Genomic DNA, 14148 nt, shown 5'->3' on the forward strand with positions numbered 1-14148 from the left:
AGAAGGGGCGGGTGGACCGCGGCGAGGTTTTCAACAGGCATCTTCACTCGACGGCGAGTGCAGCGGGTCGCCTCGTGGTGGTCGCGGTGGCGCTGTGGGTGCTGGCGTGGGTGATCGGGAAGACGTGGGTGATCCTGCTGCCCGTGGCGCTGGCCCTGATCGTCTGCACGGTGTTGTGGCCGCCGGTGCGCTGGTTGCGCGGCAAGGGGTTGCCCCCGGCCGCGGCCGCGTTGCTGGTGCTGGTGGCGGCGGTCGCCGTCGTGGCCGGCATCATCGCCGCGATCGCACCGGCGATCGTCAGCCAGGTCAGCGAGATGGCCGAGCAAGCGAGCGCCGGCGTCGTGCAGGTGCGTGACTGGCTGGGCGGCCCGCCGCTGAACATCAGTGACGCGCAACTGAATTCGGCGGTCGACGCGATCAACGACACGTTGAATTCCAGTAGCACCAAGATCGCCACGGGCGTGTTCACCGGTGTGGAAGCCGCCACCTCGGCATTGGTCACGCTCTTCACCGCGGTGGTGGTGGCGTTCTTCTTCCTCAAAGACGGGCCCGGCTTCCTGCCGTGGTTGCGGCGCGTCACGGGTCTGCCGGCAGCCCCGCATCTGGCGGAGATCCTGCAACGCGTCTGGTCCACCCTCGGCGGGTTCATCCGAACACAGGCGCTGGTCAGTCTCGTCGATGCGGTCCTCATCGGCATCGGGCTGCTTATCGTCGGCGTACCGCTGGCCTACGCGCTGGCGATCATCACGTTCATCGGCGGGTTCGTGCCGATCGTCGGCGCGTTCGTCGCCGGCGGGCTCGCGGTGCTCATCGCGCTGGTCGCCAACGGCCCGGTCAGCGCCTTGATCGTGCTGGGCATCATCGTCGCCGTACAGCAGCTCGAGGGAAACGTCCTGCAGCCGTGGCTGCAATCGAAGTCGATGAAGCTGCACGCGGTGATCGTGCTGCTCGCGGTGACGCTGGGGGCCTCGACCTTCGGGGTGATCGGGGCGTTCCTCGCGGTGCCGGTGGCCGCGACGGTGGCGGTGATCCTGCGCTACTACGACGAGCAGGTCAGCGGGCGAACATCAACGCCCGCTTGACCTCCTGGATCGCCTTGGTCACCTCGATGCCGCGCGGGCAGGCCTCGGTGCAGTTGAACGTCGTGCGGCACCGCCACACCCCGTCGACGTCGTTGAGGATGTCCAGCCGCTCGGCCGCACCTTCGTCGCGGCTGTCGAAGATGAACCGGTGGGCGTTGACGATAGCCGCAGGGCCGAAGTACGAGCCCTCGCTCCAGTACACCGGGCAGCTCGTGGTGCAGCACGCACAGAGGATGCACTTGGTGGTGTCGTCATAGCGGGCGCGGTCGGTCTGGCTCTGAATCCGTTCCCGGGTGGGCTGATTGCCCGACGTGATCAGATACGGCTTGATCGCGCGGTAGGCGTCGAAGAACGGCTCCATGTCGACGACGAGGTCCTTCTCCACGGGCAGCCCTCGGATCGGCTCGATCGTGATGGTCAGCTGCTTGTCGGGGTTCTTCGGCAGCATGTCGCGCATCAGCACCTTGCACGCCAACCGGTTTACGCCGTTGATGCGCATGGCGTCCGACCCGCACACGCCGTGCGCGCAGGACCGGCGGAACGTCAACGTCCCGTCGAGGTACCACTTCACGTAGTGCAGCAGGTTCAGCAGCCGGTCGCTCGGCAGGCACGGCACCCGAAAGCTCTGCCAGCCGGCGTCATCGGGTGACTCGGGGTTGAACCGGGCGATCTTCAGCGTCACCATCACCGCACCCTCGGGCACGGGGGGAGTGTCTTGCTTGTCCAGGACAGGCGCGCTCATGTGATCAGTACTTCCGTTCCATCGGCTCGTACCGCGTCTGCACCACCGGCTTGTAGTCCAGCCGGATGTCGCTCAGCAGGTCCGATCCGTCCTTGTAGGCCATGGTGTGACGCATGTAGTTGGTGTCGTCGCGGTTCGGGTAGTCCTCGCGGGCGTGGCCGCCGCGGGACTCCTTGCGGTTGAGCGCACCGACCACGGTGACTTCCGCCAGCTCCAGCAGGAAGCCCAGCTCGATGGCCTCGAGCAGATCGCTGTTGTAGCGCTTGCCCTTGTCCTGCACGGTGATTCGGGCGTAGCGCTCCTTGAGCGCGTGGATGTCGGTGAGCGCCTGCTTGAGCGTCTCCTCGGTGCGGAACACCGCCGCGTTGTTGTCCATCGACTGCTGCAGCGCCCCGCGGATCTCGGCGACGCGCTCGTTGCCGTGTTCGGAGAGGATGTCGCCGACCCAGCCGACCACCATGTCGGCTGGCTTCTCGGGCAGGTCGACGAAGTCGTGTCCGAGTGCGTAATTCGCGGCGGCGATGCCGGCACGGCGGCCGAACACGTTGATGTCGAGCAGCGAGTTGGTGCCCAGCCGGTTGGCGCCGTGCACGGACACACACGCGCATTCACCGGCGGCGTACAGACCCGGGACGACGGTGGTGTTGTCCGAGAGCACCTGGCCGTTCACGGTGGTCGGGATGCCGCCCATGACGTAGTGACAGGTCGGGTAGACGGGCACCAGTTCCTTGACCGGGTCGACGCCGAGGTAGGTGCGGGCGAACTCGGTGATGTCGGGCAGCTTGGCCTCGAGGACGTCCTCGCCGAGGTGACGCACGTCGATGTAGACGTAGTCCTTGTTCGGTCCGGCGCCGCGGCCCTCGAGCACCTCGAGCACCATCGAGCGGGCGACGATGTCGCGCGGTGCCAGGTCCACGATCGTGGGCGCGTAGCGCTCCATGAACCGTTCGCCTTCGCCGTTGAGCAGTCGGCCGCCCTCGCCGCGCACGGCCTCGGAGATCAGGATGCCCAGACCGGCCAGACCTGTCGGGTGGAACTGGTGGAACTCCATGTCCTCCAAGGGAAGTCCCTTGCGGAAGATGATGCCCAGCCCGTCACCGGTCAGCGTGTGGGCGTTGGAGGTGGTCTTGTACATCCGGCCCGACCCGCCGGTGGCGAACACGATCGCCTTGGCGTGGAAGACGTGGATGTCGCCGGTGGCGAGTTCGTAGGCGATGACGCCGGTGGCGACCGGGCCCGACGGGGTCTCGGTCATCGCGATGTCGAGGGCGTAGAACTCGTTGAAGAACTCCACGTCGTGTTTGACGCAGTTTTGATACAGCGTCTGCAGGATCATGTGGCCGGTGCGGTCGGCGGCGTAGCAGGCCCGCCGCACGGGGGCTTTGCCGTGGTCGCGGGTGTGGCCACCGAAACGGCGCTGGTCGATGCGGCCCTCGGGGGTGCGGTTGAACGGCATCCCCATCTTCTCGAGGTCGAGCACCGCGTCGATGGCCTCTTTGGCCATGATCTCGACGGCGTCCTGGTCGGCGAGGTAGTCGCCGCCCTTGACGGTGTCGAAGGTGTGCCACTCCCAGTTGTCCTCTTCGACGTTGGCCAGCGCGGCGCACATGCCGCCCTGGGCCGCGCCGGTGTGCGAGCGCGTCGGGTACAGCTTGGTCAGCACGGCGGTGCGCACGCGCGGGCCGGCCTCGACGGCGGCCCGCATGCCGGCGCCGCCGGCACCGACGATGACGACGTCGTAGCGGTGTTCTTGAATCATCGTGAGCTCCCGATCAAGAGATGGACGCGTCGAACGTCAGCAGCACGTAGGTGCCCAGCACCAGCACGAACACCATCGACAAGGCCAGCAGGGAGTTCAACCAGAACTTGGTCGAATCCTTGCGGCTGTAGTCGGCGATGATCGTGCGCATGCCGTTGCCGCCGTGCAGCTGAGCGAGCCAGAGCAGCAGCAGGTCCCAGGTCTGCCAGAACGGCGAGGACCAGCGCTGCGCGACGAAGTTGAAGTCGATGCGGTACACGCCGCCGTCCCACATCAACATGATGAACAGGTGGCCGAGCGCCAGGAAGACGAGCACCAGGCCCGAGAACCGCATGAACAGCCAGGCGTACTTCTCGAAGTTGGGCATGCCGCCCGCGCGCCGCGGCGCCCGGGGGTTGTCGAGGCTGGCCGGCCGGTCGTGGCTGCGCTGCATGACCGGCGCGCTGCCGCCGCGGTCGCTGATGTGGTCGTACGGGTTCTCGGGCATTTAGAGGAACCTCTCCGCCATGTGCATGCCGATGACACCGATCGACGCGATCAGCACCGCGATGAACACGCCGGCGACGACCCACAGCATCTTGCGCTGGTGGCGCGGGCCCTCGGACCAGAAGTCGATCAGGATGACGCGGATACCGTTGAGCGCGTGGTACAGCACAGCGGCGACGAGGCCGAGCTCCATCAGCCCGATGATGGGTGTCTTGTAGGTCTCGATGATCTCGTTGTAGGCCTGCGGGCTGACCCGCACGAGCGCGGTGTCCGTCACGTGGACGAACAGGAAGAAGAAGATCGAGGCACCGGAGATCCGGTGCAGAACCCACGACCACATCGCGGGATCGCCGCGATACAGGGTTCGTCGGCGCGACGGCTGCGAGCGTGGTGCCGCAATGTCGTCCGATGATGTTGCCGTACTCATCTGACCCCTCCAACGCCATCGGTGGATGCTCGGAGATGTGCCCGTCGGTCGGTTCTCCGAACCTCGCAGCGACTCTAATCTCCTTTGTACTGCCGAACGAACTAGCCTGTGGCCGTATGCCCTCGGAAAAGGGCGTTTATTAGGGTCACCTATCTGATACTGCTGGTCACGAGGCGGGGGGTTCGGAATGGATTCAGAATCTGCTGGAAAGGCCTGACGTGAGCGCCGACATCGACTGGGAGTTGTTGCGCCGCAAGGCTATTGACGTGTCAGGTCATGCGTACGCACCCTATTCGCAGTTTCCGGTGGGGGCGGCTGCGCTGGCCGACGATTACCGAATAGTTACCGGCTGCAATGTGGAAAATGTCTCATATGGCCTGGGTCTCTGCGCCGAGTGCGCAGTGGTCTGCGCCCTGGTCTCCAGCGGTGGCGGGCGCCTGCTCGCACTGGCCTGCGTCGGCCCCGACGGCGCGACCCTGATGCCGTGCGGACGCTGCCGCCAGGTGCTGCTCGAACACGGCGGCCCCGACATGCTCGTCGACCACCCGGCGGGGCCACGCCCGCTGAGCGAGCTGCTGCCCGACGCGTTCGGACCGGACGACCTGGCCCGTGCGCCCGGAGGGGAATCGGCGTGACCCAGAACACTTTCGGACCGCGTTTCGATGCCCCCACCGTCATCCGGACCAAGCGGGACGGCGATGCGCTCTCCGACGCCGCGATCGACTGGGTGATCGACGCCTACACCCACGATCGCGTCACCGACGGGCAGATGGCCGCGCTGCTGATGGCGATCTTCCTGCGGGGCATGTCCGGGCACGAGATCGCGCGCTGGACCGCGGCGATGGTGGCCTCGGGGGAGCGGTTCGACTTCTCCGACGTGGGCCGCCCGACCGTCGACAAGCATTCGACCGGTGGGGTCGGCGACAAGATCACGATTCCCTTGGTTCCGATGATCATGGCGTGCGGGGGCGCTGTCCCGCAGGCGGCCGGGCGGGGCCTGGGACACACCGGCGGCACCCTGGACAAGCTGGAGTCGATCGCCGGGTTCACCGCCGAGATCACCAAATCGCAGATCCATCAACAGCTTCGGGATCTCGGTGCGGCGATCTTCGCCGCCGGGGAGCTGGCGCCCGCCGATCGCAAGATCTACGCGCTGCGCGACGTCACCGGCACCACGGAATCGCTTCCGCTGATCGCGAGTTCGGTGATGAGCAAGAAGATCGCCGAAGGGGCTGCCGCGCTGGTGCTCGACACCAAGGTCGGCTCCGGGGCGTTTCTGGCCACCGAAGCGGAGTCGCGTGAGCTCGCGGCCACGATGGTGGCGCTGGGGCGCGAGCACGGGGTCGCCACTCGCGCGCTGCTGACCGACATGGAGGTGCCGCTGGGGCGCACGGTCGGTAACGCGGTCGAGGTGGCCGAATCACTGGAGGTACTCGCCGGCGGTGGACCGGAGGACGTGGTCGAGCTGACCGTTGCGCTGGCGCAGGAGATGTGCGACGCGGCGGGGCTCGACGCCGTCGATCCGGCCCAGACGCTGCGCGACGGGTCGGCGATGGACCGGTTCCGCGCGTTGATCGCCGCTCAGGGCGGTGACCTCGCGGCGCCGTTGCCCATCGGTGCCCACAGCGAGACCGTGGTGGCCCCCCACGGTGGCACGATGGGGGACATCGACGCGATGGCCGTGGGACTCGCGGTGTGGCGGCTCGGAGCGGGCCGCTCCGCACCGGGTGAGCGCGTGCAGTTCGGCGCCGGGATGCGCATCCACCGTCGGCCCGGTGAACCCGTCGCCGCGGGGGAGACGGTGTTCACGCTCTACAGCGACACCCCCGAGCGCTTCGGGCCGGCGCTGTCCGAACTCGACGGGGCCTGGCGGGTGGGCGACGAGGCGCCACCCGTGCGTCCGCTGATCATCGACCGGATCACGTGAGGAGAGCCAGATGACGACACCGTTGACGCTGGAGAACATCCGACAGGCGCCCAAGGCGCTGCTGCACGATCATCTCGACGGCGGGCTGCGGCCGCAGACGGTCCTCGAACTGGCGGAGGAGACGGGGTACGACCAGCTGCCCGCACACGATGCCGAGTCGCTGGCGACGTTCTTCCGCACGGCCGCGCACAGCGGCTCCCTGGTTCGGTATCTCGAACCGTTCGCCCACACGGTCGGCGTGATGCAGACTCCCGAGGCGTTGCATCGGGTCGCGTTCGAGTGCGTGGAGGACCTCGCTCACGACAACGTCGTCTACGCCGAGATCCGGTTCGCCCCCGAGTTGCACATCGATGGCGGGCTGTCGCTCGATGCGGTCACCGAGGCGGTGTTGGCGGGCTTCGCCGACGTGGAGAAGGCGGCCGCGGCTGCGGGGCGCCCCATCGTGGTGCGGACTCTGGTGACCGCGATGCGGCACGCCGCGCGCTCGCGCGAGATCGCGGCGCTGGCGATCCGGTTCCGCGACCGCGGGGTCGTCGGGTTCGACATCGCCGGCGCCGAAGCCGGCTACCCGCCCACCCGTCACCTCGATGCGTTCGAGTACATGCGAAGCAACAACGCGCGCTTCACGATTCACGCCGGTGAGGCGTTCGGGCTGCCCTCGATCCATGAAGCGATCGCGTTCTGCGGGGCTGATCGGCTGGGCCACGGGGTGCGCATCGTCGACGACATCACCGTCGATCCGGACGGCACGCCGCGGCTCGGTCGGCTGGCGAGTCTGCTGCGCGACAAGCGCGTGCCCTTCGAGATGTGCCCGAGCTCCAATGTGCAGACCGGCGCCGTGGGCAGCATCGCCGAGCATCCGTTCGACCGGCTGGCTCGGCTGCGGTTCCGGGTGACGGTGAACACCGACAACCGGCTGATGAGCGACACCTTCATGAGCCAGGAGATGTTCCGGCTGGTCGAGGCGTTCGGCTACGGGTGGAGCGATCTCGAGCGGTTCACGATCAACGCGATGAAGTCGGCGTTCATCGCCTTCGACGAGCGGCTCGCGATCATCGACGAGGTGATCAAACCCCGCTACGCCGTCCTGATCGGCTGACCCCCGTCCCGCGAGCGCTGGGGGCACCTCCCGCTTGCGGGGGAGCGTCTGCACAGCGGCACGCCGCGCAGGGCGAGCATTCGCGCGCGCTCGTCACGCCCGAGCGAGCGCACAGGCACGCCACACGCCGCGCGGGCGCGTACAAACACGCTCGCTCGCCAGAGAACCGGTCATCACTCCGAACGCAGGCGTGACTCCACGAAGCGCTCCAACGACTCCCACTGCGTGACGGCCTCGGCGTACGGCGCGCTCGGGCGTGACACCGAACCGGGCTCCAGCGAGTAGGCGATCAGCCGGCCCAGCGCGGTGTTCTTCTCGAGCTTGGCTGCAACGCTGGTGTCGTCGGCGTAGTCGGCGATGTCGCGCAGCAGCTCGACCGCGAGTTCGAGCTGGTCGTGATCGAGCGCGTCGGGGCCCTCGGCGAGGTCGTCGACGATCCCCGACAGCACGTAGATGTTGTCGTCGGTGACGTCCACCCGCAGCGACCCGTCGGTGGCAGCGGTGCGGATGTCGTCGTAGGTCGCCAGATCCGACAGGTCGTGATCGTGTTCGTCGGCCAGATAACGCGCCAGTGCCCGTTCCGAGCCGAACACGCTGATGCGGCCGTTGCGACCCAGGAAGATGGGACGATCGTCGAAATAGCAGCGCAGGGTGAAGAAGGTGCCGCTGCTGGTCATGATCCGGACGGGGTCGATGCCGACGCGCGCCCAGAAATCCTCGTCGCTGCCCAGCACCTTGTCTTCGGCTGCCGCCGCCAGGTCGTCGGCTTCTTCCGGGGTGTCGACGATGTCGTCGATGACGACCTCGTCCTCCTCCGGCTCGGGGGCGGGCGCGTCGAGCTCTGCCTGGGCCTTCTCGACCGCGGCGCTGTCGACGTCAGGCTTGGTGATGATCTCGTCGATCGACTCGATGACCGCATCCCACCCGCGGTTGATGATCTTCTCGATCTCGGCCCAGCGCTTGCGTCCGGCCCGGCCCGCGTACGCCTCGACGCCTCCGCCGACGGTGCCCAGGATCGGGTTGCCGTTGAAGAACTTCGTCACCGCGGGAAGTTCGCACACCGACCCGATGGACGACACCACCGACAGCGCGCGGTGCAGGGTGCGCACGCTGTCCTCGGTCGGCTTGTTGGACAGGATCTCCTCGAACCCGGCGAGGTCGTAGGAGTGCTCCTCGTCGGGCACCAATCGGTGCGCGTTCGCCGTGGTCAGCTTCTCCCACGCCGGGTGATCGTTCAGGTCGTTGTCGGTGTTGGTCCGCACGAACGCGGCCAGGTCGGCCACGGAATCGAGCACGTAGAGGTCCTCGTCTTTGCCGAGGAACGCCTCCCACTCGTCCCCGTCGGCGCGCCACCGCGGCGCCCACAGCGTGTACACGTCGCCCTTGGTCAAGCTCAGCCCGATCGGCACGATGTCTGCAGCCATGCGGCACAGCCTAACGACACGCCCGTCAGCGGTACCTGTGGTCCATGGGGACGGCCGTCCACTGCGGGTCGTTAGCGGATCGCAACGCGATCGTCGCTCAGTGCAGTGGGCGGCGCTGCCACGATGGCCAGGTGGTCAGCCTCGGGTTGCATGGTCTGGGCATCGGCGCGGGAGCGTCCCGGCCTGTGATCGACGCCGTGGCCGCCGCCGCCGAACGGTCCGGCTTCGCCACCCTGTGGATCGGCGAGCACGTCGTCATGGTCGACGAGCCGTCGTCGCGGTATCCCTACAGTCCCGATGGCAGGATCGCGATTCCCGCGGACGCCGATTGGCTCGATCCGTTGATCGCACTGAGTTTCGCCGCGGCCGCCACCAACCGGATCGGGTTGGCGACCGGGGTGTTGCTGCTGCCGGAACACAACCCTGTCGTCACGGCGAAGAGTGCCGCGTCGCTGGATCGTCTGTGTGGTGGTCGGCGGTTGTCTCTGGGGGTCGGGGTCGGCTGGTCACGGGATGAGTTCGACGCGCTGGGGGTGCCGTTCGAGCGCCGCGGTCGGCGCACCGAGGAGTACGTGGCCGCGATGCGCACGCTGTGGCGCGACGACGTGGCTACCTTCACCGGTGAGTTCGTCTCGTTCGACGGTGTGCGCGTCAATCCGAAGCCGGAGCGGCGCATGATCCCGGTGATCTTCGGCGGGAACTCCGACACCGCTCTGCACCGTGTCGCCGCGTGGGGAGACGGCTGGTACGGGTTCGGTCTGGCCGACGTGGAGGAGGTCGCCGAGCGGGTCTCGGTGCTGCGCCGGATGTGCCGCCGGCTCGGCCGCGACTTCGGTGACGTGAAGCTGTCCGTCTCGCTGCGGGAGTCGGGGCCGGCGGATCTGGCCGCGTTGGCCGATATCGGCGTCGACGAACTCGTCGTGGTGGCGGCACCGCCCGCCGATCCGATCGTCGCGGAGGGCTGGGTCGACGAGTTGGCTCGCCAGTACGTGGGCGCCGTGCAGTAGGCCCGCCTACGCGGTCGGTCGCCAGAAGCCCTGAAAACCCTGGCCGGCGTTCGTCGTCCTGATCGGGGACAGTTTCACGGGATCGCCGGCCTCGATCATGGTCCCGTCCCCGACGATCATCGCGACGTGGCCGTCCCACACCGCCAGATCTCCGGGCAGCAGGGCGCCCGGTGCCACCGCCCGGCCGACGTCCTGCTCCTGAGCCAGGCGCGGAAGATCCAGCCCGGCTTGGTGATAGGCCCATTGGGTCAGGCCGCTGCAGTCGAGGCCTCGGCCCGGCGTGGTGCCACCCCACTGGTACGGGACGCCGAGCTGGGTCAGCGCGTGGCGGACCGCGCTGGCGGCGACGGCGTTGGGCGCCATCACCACCGTGCCGTCGGGCAGGCGTACCGCCACGCCCTCCCCGAACGTCGCGGCGTCGGGGGTGTCGATCGGCGCCTCGGGCGCCATGGCGGAGGTGAAGGCGGCCGGTTGCGCGCTGGGGCCGCCCATCCCCGAAACACCCCCGTCCGGTAGCGCGCCGCCCAGTCCGGCGGGACCGGTGCCCGACCAGCCGGTCGGCCGCGTGGGGGCGGCGGATGCAGGCCTGCTCTCGACAGCCGCGGCATGCCGGTCGAGTTCGGCGAGCAGTTCCTCGACCACGTCGATCGCGCGGCCCAGCGCGTCGCGTGCCTCGGTGAGCAGCTGCTTGGCCACTCCGGGTTCGGAGAGTCGAGGCTCGAGTGCGGCCGCCTTCGCCTCGAACTCCTCGACGATGTCCTGCAGTCGCCGGTGAGCCGCCGCCACGGCGCCGGCCGCGGCGTGCGCGACAGAGCCCAACCGCCCCGCCCGCTCTGCGGCACCGTCGATCGCCGCCGTCGTCGTCGCTGCGAACTCCGCCGCCGCATCCGCGCCCGACCCCGACCAGTCCGCATCGGCCTCGCGCCACGCCTGCGACGCGGCGTCGGCCACGTCGGTCAACGTGTCGCGGACCCCGGTCAGCACCGCGGCGGGATCGCCGGTCGGATCGCCCGACCAACCCGGACCCACCAGCGCCTGCACTCGGCGCAGCGGGGCCGCGAGCGCGCTGACCAGGGCGCTGGTCACCAGAGGGCGATCCGGGTCGCGGCGTCGGCGTCGGTGGCGCGGTAGGCGAGCGCCGAGGCGTCGGCGGCGGTGCGGGCGCCCGCAAGTGACGCGCCGAGTGCGGTGAGTGCGGTGGCGTCGTCCCCGGTGGCGCGGGTCAGTGCGGCGAGGAACCGCGCTCCGACCGGGCCGTAGGCGGTGCCGCCCGCCGCACCGGTGAGCTGCGCGGCGGCGGTGTGCAGCGCGGCGGCGTGGGCATCGGCTGCGCGGCCGTAGGCGAGGACGGCGTCGGTGTCGACGGACAGGGCATCGACGGGCATACGGGCGAACACAGACAGTTAGACGCCGGGAAACGTCATCCGGTTCCCATTAAGGTCCAATCCCATGGATGTGCGCGTTGTCGACCACCCGCTGGCCGCGGCGCGGCTGACCACCCTGCGCGACGAGCGCACCGACAACGCGGCGTTCCGCGCCGCGCTGCGGGACCTGACGTTGATGCTCGTCTACGAGGCGACCCGCGAATCGCCCATCGAGACCATCCCGGTGCGCACCCCGATGGCCGAGACGGCGGGTGCGCGGCTGGCGAATCCCCCGCTGCTGGTTCCGGTGCTGCGCGCCGGGCTGGGCATGGTCGACCAGGCGCATGCCCTGATCCCGGAGGCTCAGGTCGGCTTCGTCGGGGTCGCCCGCGATGAGGAGACCCACCAGCCCACGCCGTATCTGGAGTCGCTGCCCGCCGATCTGAGCTCGCGCCCGGTCATCGTGCTCGATCCGATGCTCGCGACCGGCGGCTCGATGGTGCACACACTCGAGCTGCTGTTCGCCAGGGATGCCGTCGACGTGACAGCGCTGTGTGTGGTGTGTGCACCGGAAGGTGTTGCAGCACTGAAGAAAGCGGCTCCACAGGTGAAGTTGTTCACCGCCAGCATCGACGCGGGCCTCAACGACGTCGCCTACATCGTGCCGGGCCTGGGCGATGCCGGCGATCGTCAGTTCGGTCCGCGCTGAGTCAGGTCGCGGACCTGCTCGGCCAGGGTGGTGAGCACCTGCGCGGCGCGCGGCCGGGCCGCCGCCACCTCGCCGTCGCACCGAACTTCGAGGTAGCACTTGAGTTTCGGTTCGGTGCCCGAGGGGCGCACGACGACGCGGACCGACGTCGACGCGTCGCCGCCCGTGCACACCAGGGCGTCGGTGCGCGGCGACAGATCGATGGTGTCGACGGGGTAGGAGGCCAACTGTCGCGGCGGGCGAGAGCGAAGGGCGGCCATCAGTTCCGCTGCGGCAGAGGCCGATTCGACGCGGCGCGTGATCGCCGTGGTCAGGTGCACGCCGTGGCGGTGCGCCAGCTCGTCGAGGGCGCCGGTCACCGACGTCCCGCGCGCGCGTAGCGCGGCCACCAGGTCGCAGGCCAGCACCGCGGCGCTGATGCCGTCCTTGTCGCGGACCGCCGTCGGATCGACGCAGTGTCCGATCGCCTCCTCGTAGGCGTACAGCAGCGTCTCATCGAGCCCCTCGTCGGCGCGGGCCAGCCATTTGAAACCGGTCAGCGTCTCGACGTGGTGCGCGCCGTATCCGGCGGCGATGCGTGCCAGCATCCGGGACGACACCACCGTGCTGGCCACGACCGCGCGCGGGGCGTCGCTGTGTGAGAGCAGGTAATCGCCCAGCAGCCAACCGGTTTCGTCGCCGGAGAGCATGCGCCACCCGTCCTGCGTGGGCACGCCGATCGCGCACCGATCGGCGTCGGGGTCCAGCGCCACGGCGATGTCCGCCTCCACGTCGGCGGCCAACGCCAGCAGTGCGTCGGTGGCCCCGGGCTCCTCGGGGTTGGGGAAGGCGACGGTGGGGAAGTCGGGGTCGGGCGCGAACTGGGACTCGACGACGTGCACGTCGGCGACGCCGGCCAGTGCCAGGGCGTCGAGTGCGAAGTCGCCGCCGACTCCGTGCATCGGGGTGAGCGCGACGCGAACGGACCCGCCGCCGCGCCGGACGCTCGACGCGCGTTCCAGATACCGCGTCAGGAACTCGGCTCCCGACGGAGAGACCGGCCGGCGGGGGATCTCGTCGGCCGGTGGCGCGAGCGCGATGGCCGCCTCGATCTCGGCGTCGACGGGGGAGACGATCTGCAGTCCGCCGGCGAAGTAGACCTTGTAGCCGTTGTCGGGTGCCGGATTATGGGATGCCGTGATCTGCACCCCGGCCGCCGCTCCGGTGTGCCGGACCGTGAACGCCACCGCGGGTGTCGGCACCGCAGAGAACATCAGCGTCACCGAGAAACCCTGTGCGGCAAGTACTTCTGCAGCGCCGCGCGCGAAGCCCGCGGAGTGGTGCCGGGCGTCGTAGCCGACGATCACCTGCTCGCCGCCCCGTCCGTGGCGCGTCAGGACGGTGCCCAGGGCCCACGTCGCGCGCAGCACCACTGCCAGGTTCATCCCGTTGGGCCCGGCGCGCATCGGTCCGCGCAGCCCCGCGGTGCCGAACGTCAGTGATCCCGCGAAACGGTCGGCCAGTTCGTCGGCGCCGCAGGCGGACAGCTCCGCGGCGGCGTGAGGGTCGGGATCGTGGGCCAGCCACTCCCGAACGGCGGCGTTCAGATCGGACGTCACTTACGTCAGTGTGCCCGCCTCCGGGTCGGCGAGTTTGCGCAGGATCGGCGCGACGAGCATGAGCAGGTCGAACTCGAGGGTGGAGAGCCGTTCACGCATCGTCGTGTGCAACCACGCGTCGCGTTCGGCGCGATCGGCGTCCAGTATCACGGTCCCTTCGGGGGTGATCTCGACGAGCTGGCGGCGCCGGTCGGCGGCGTCGGGCCGGCGCGCGATCAGGCCGCGTGCTTCGAGTTCGTTCAGCGAGTCGGTGAGTGACTGCACCCGCACACCCAGCCGCACACCCAGTTCCGCGGGCGCCGTCACTCCGGCGCGGCTGATCTCACCGAGCAGCTGCATCTGGCTCAACGTCAGGCCGTTGTCAGGCCGGTGCCGGCGCAGCTGCCGTGTCACCGCCATCATCGATTCCCGCAGCTCGGTGGCTGCCGACGCCTCGATACCCATTACCAAGTTATACCTTGGCAAAACCTCGATGTCATGAGGAAATAGCTGCGTTGCGATCAAGAATTAGTAAGCGCATACTT

15 protein-coding genes are annotated in these 14148 nt (G+C 68.9%); 6 read left to right on the forward strand and 9 right to left on the reverse strand.

Features of this window, described 5'->3' with window-relative positions:
- Positions 1–11 precede the first annotated feature (11 nt).
- Positions 12–1082: an AI-2E family transporter gene (locus ACXYX3_RS06085; RefSeq protein ID WP_458610674.1), complete on the forward strand. Its 1071-nt coding sequence runs from the start codon at positions 12–14 to the stop codon at positions 1080–1082.
- Here the strand turns inward: ACXYX3_RS06085 and ACXYX3_RS06090 are convergent.
- The 4 genes from ACXYX3_RS06090 to sdhC are packed head-to-tail and all read right to left on the reverse strand — an operon-like array spanning position 1054 to position 4496.
- Positions 1054–1824, reverse strand: a complete 771-nt coding sequence (locus tag ACXYX3_RS06090; protein WP_241203051.1) for a succinate dehydrogenase iron-sulfur subunit — start codon at positions 1822–1824, stop codon at positions 1054–1056. The two genes, ACXYX3_RS06085 and ACXYX3_RS06090, sit on opposite strands and share 29 nt — an antisense overlap.
- Positions 1825–1828: 4 nt before the next feature.
- Entirely contained in the window at positions 1829–3583 is a 1755-nt protein-coding gene (gene sdhA / locus ACXYX3_RS06095) for a succinate dehydrogenase flavoprotein subunit (protein ID WP_221362905.1), read from the reverse strand.
- Between the two features lie 13 nt (positions 3584–3596).
- A complete protein-coding gene (locus tag ACXYX3_RS06100) occupies positions 3597–4070 on the reverse strand; it encodes a succinate dehydrogenase hydrophobic membrane anchor subunit (protein WP_241203050.1) in 474 nt (157 codons plus the stop codon).
- Positions 4071–4496 carry a succinate dehydrogenase, cytochrome b556 subunit gene (gene sdhC / locus ACXYX3_RS06105; RefSeq protein ID WP_241203049.1) on the reverse strand — a complete coding sequence of 142 codons (426 nt, stop codon included), beginning with the start codon at positions 4494–4496 and terminating at the stop codon, positions 4071–4073.
- Between the two features lie 218 nt (positions 4497–4714).
- On the opposite strand from sdhC, the gene ACXYX3_RS06110 reads away from it, so the two are divergent.
- The 3 genes from ACXYX3_RS06110 to ACXYX3_RS06120 are packed head-to-tail and all read left to right on the forward strand — an operon-like array spanning position 4715 to position 7522.
- Positions 4715–5131, forward strand: coding sequence for a cytidine deaminase (locus ACXYX3_RS06110; RefSeq protein ID WP_458610677.1), 417 nt, complete (start codon positions 4715–4717; stop codon positions 5129–5131).
- Positions 5128–6423: a thymidine phosphorylase gene (locus tag ACXYX3_RS06115; protein WP_458610679.1), complete on the forward strand. Its 1296-nt coding sequence runs from the start codon at positions 5128–5130 to the stop codon at positions 6421–6423. Before ACXYX3_RS06110 ends, ACXYX3_RS06115 begins: the two co-directional genes overlap by 4 nt.
- 10 nt (positions 6424–6433) lie before the next feature.
- Positions 6434–7522, forward strand: a complete 1089-nt coding sequence (locus tag ACXYX3_RS06120) for an adenosine deaminase (RefSeq protein ID WP_458610681.1) — start codon at positions 6434–6436, stop codon at positions 7520–7522.
- Between the two features lie 173 nt (positions 7523–7695).
- Here the strand turns inward: ACXYX3_RS06120 and satS are convergent, their stop codons facing one another.
- Positions 7696–8946 carry a protein export chaperone SatS gene (satS, locus tag ACXYX3_RS06125; RefSeq protein WP_241203045.1) on the reverse strand — a complete coding sequence of 417 codons (1251 nt, stop codon included), beginning with the start codon at positions 8944–8946 and terminating at the stop codon, positions 7696–7698.
- A gap of 131 nt (positions 8947–9077) precedes the next feature.
- On the opposite strand from satS, the gene ACXYX3_RS06130 reads away from it, so the two are divergent.
- Complete coding sequence (locus ACXYX3_RS06130) at positions 9078–9953, forward strand: LLM class F420-dependent oxidoreductase (protein WP_458610683.1); 876 nt, start codon at positions 9078–9080, stop codon at positions 9951–9953.
- A 6-nt stretch (positions 9954–9959) separates the two neighbouring features.
- On the opposite strand, the gene ACXYX3_RS06135 is transcribed toward ACXYX3_RS06130, so the two are convergent.
- Together ACXYX3_RS06135 and ACXYX3_RS06140 are read right to left on the reverse strand one after the other, a co-directional pair.
- A complete protein-coding gene (locus ACXYX3_RS06135; RefSeq protein WP_458610685.1) occupies positions 9960–11039 on the reverse strand; it encodes a C40 family peptidase in 1080 nt (359 codons plus the stop codon).
- The gene (locus ACXYX3_RS06140; RefSeq protein WP_458610687.1) at positions 11036–11338 is read right to left on the reverse strand and encodes a type VII secretion target; all 303 of its coding nucleotides are present in this window, start codon (positions 11336–11338) and stop codon (positions 11036–11038) included. The genes ACXYX3_RS06135 and ACXYX3_RS06140 overlap by 4 nt, the downstream gene beginning before the upstream one ends.
- A gap of 64 nt (positions 11339–11402) precedes the next feature.
- Here ACXYX3_RS06140 and upp point away from each other — a divergent pair, with 64 nt between their 5' ends.
- Entirely contained in the window at positions 11403–12026 is a 624-nt protein-coding gene (gene upp, locus ACXYX3_RS06145) for a uracil phosphoribosyltransferase (protein ID WP_458610689.1), read from the forward strand.
- Here upp and ACXYX3_RS06150 read toward each other — a convergent pair.
- Together ACXYX3_RS06150 and ACXYX3_RS06155 are read right to left on the reverse strand one after the other, a co-directional pair.
- A complete protein-coding gene (locus tag ACXYX3_RS06150) occupies positions 12008–13624 on the reverse strand; it encodes a phospho-sugar mutase (RefSeq protein ID WP_458610691.1) in 1617 nt (538 codons plus the stop codon). The genes upp and ACXYX3_RS06150 overlap by 19 nt on opposite strands.
- Positions 13625–14068: a MarR family winged helix-turn-helix transcriptional regulator gene (locus ACXYX3_RS06155; protein WP_458610693.1), complete on the reverse strand. Its 444-nt coding sequence runs from the start codon at positions 14066–14068 to the stop codon at positions 13625–13627.
- Positions 14069–14148 lie beyond the last annotated feature (80 nt).

It is taken from the genome of Mycobacterium sp. Panama NTM2 (assembly GCF_054355555.1).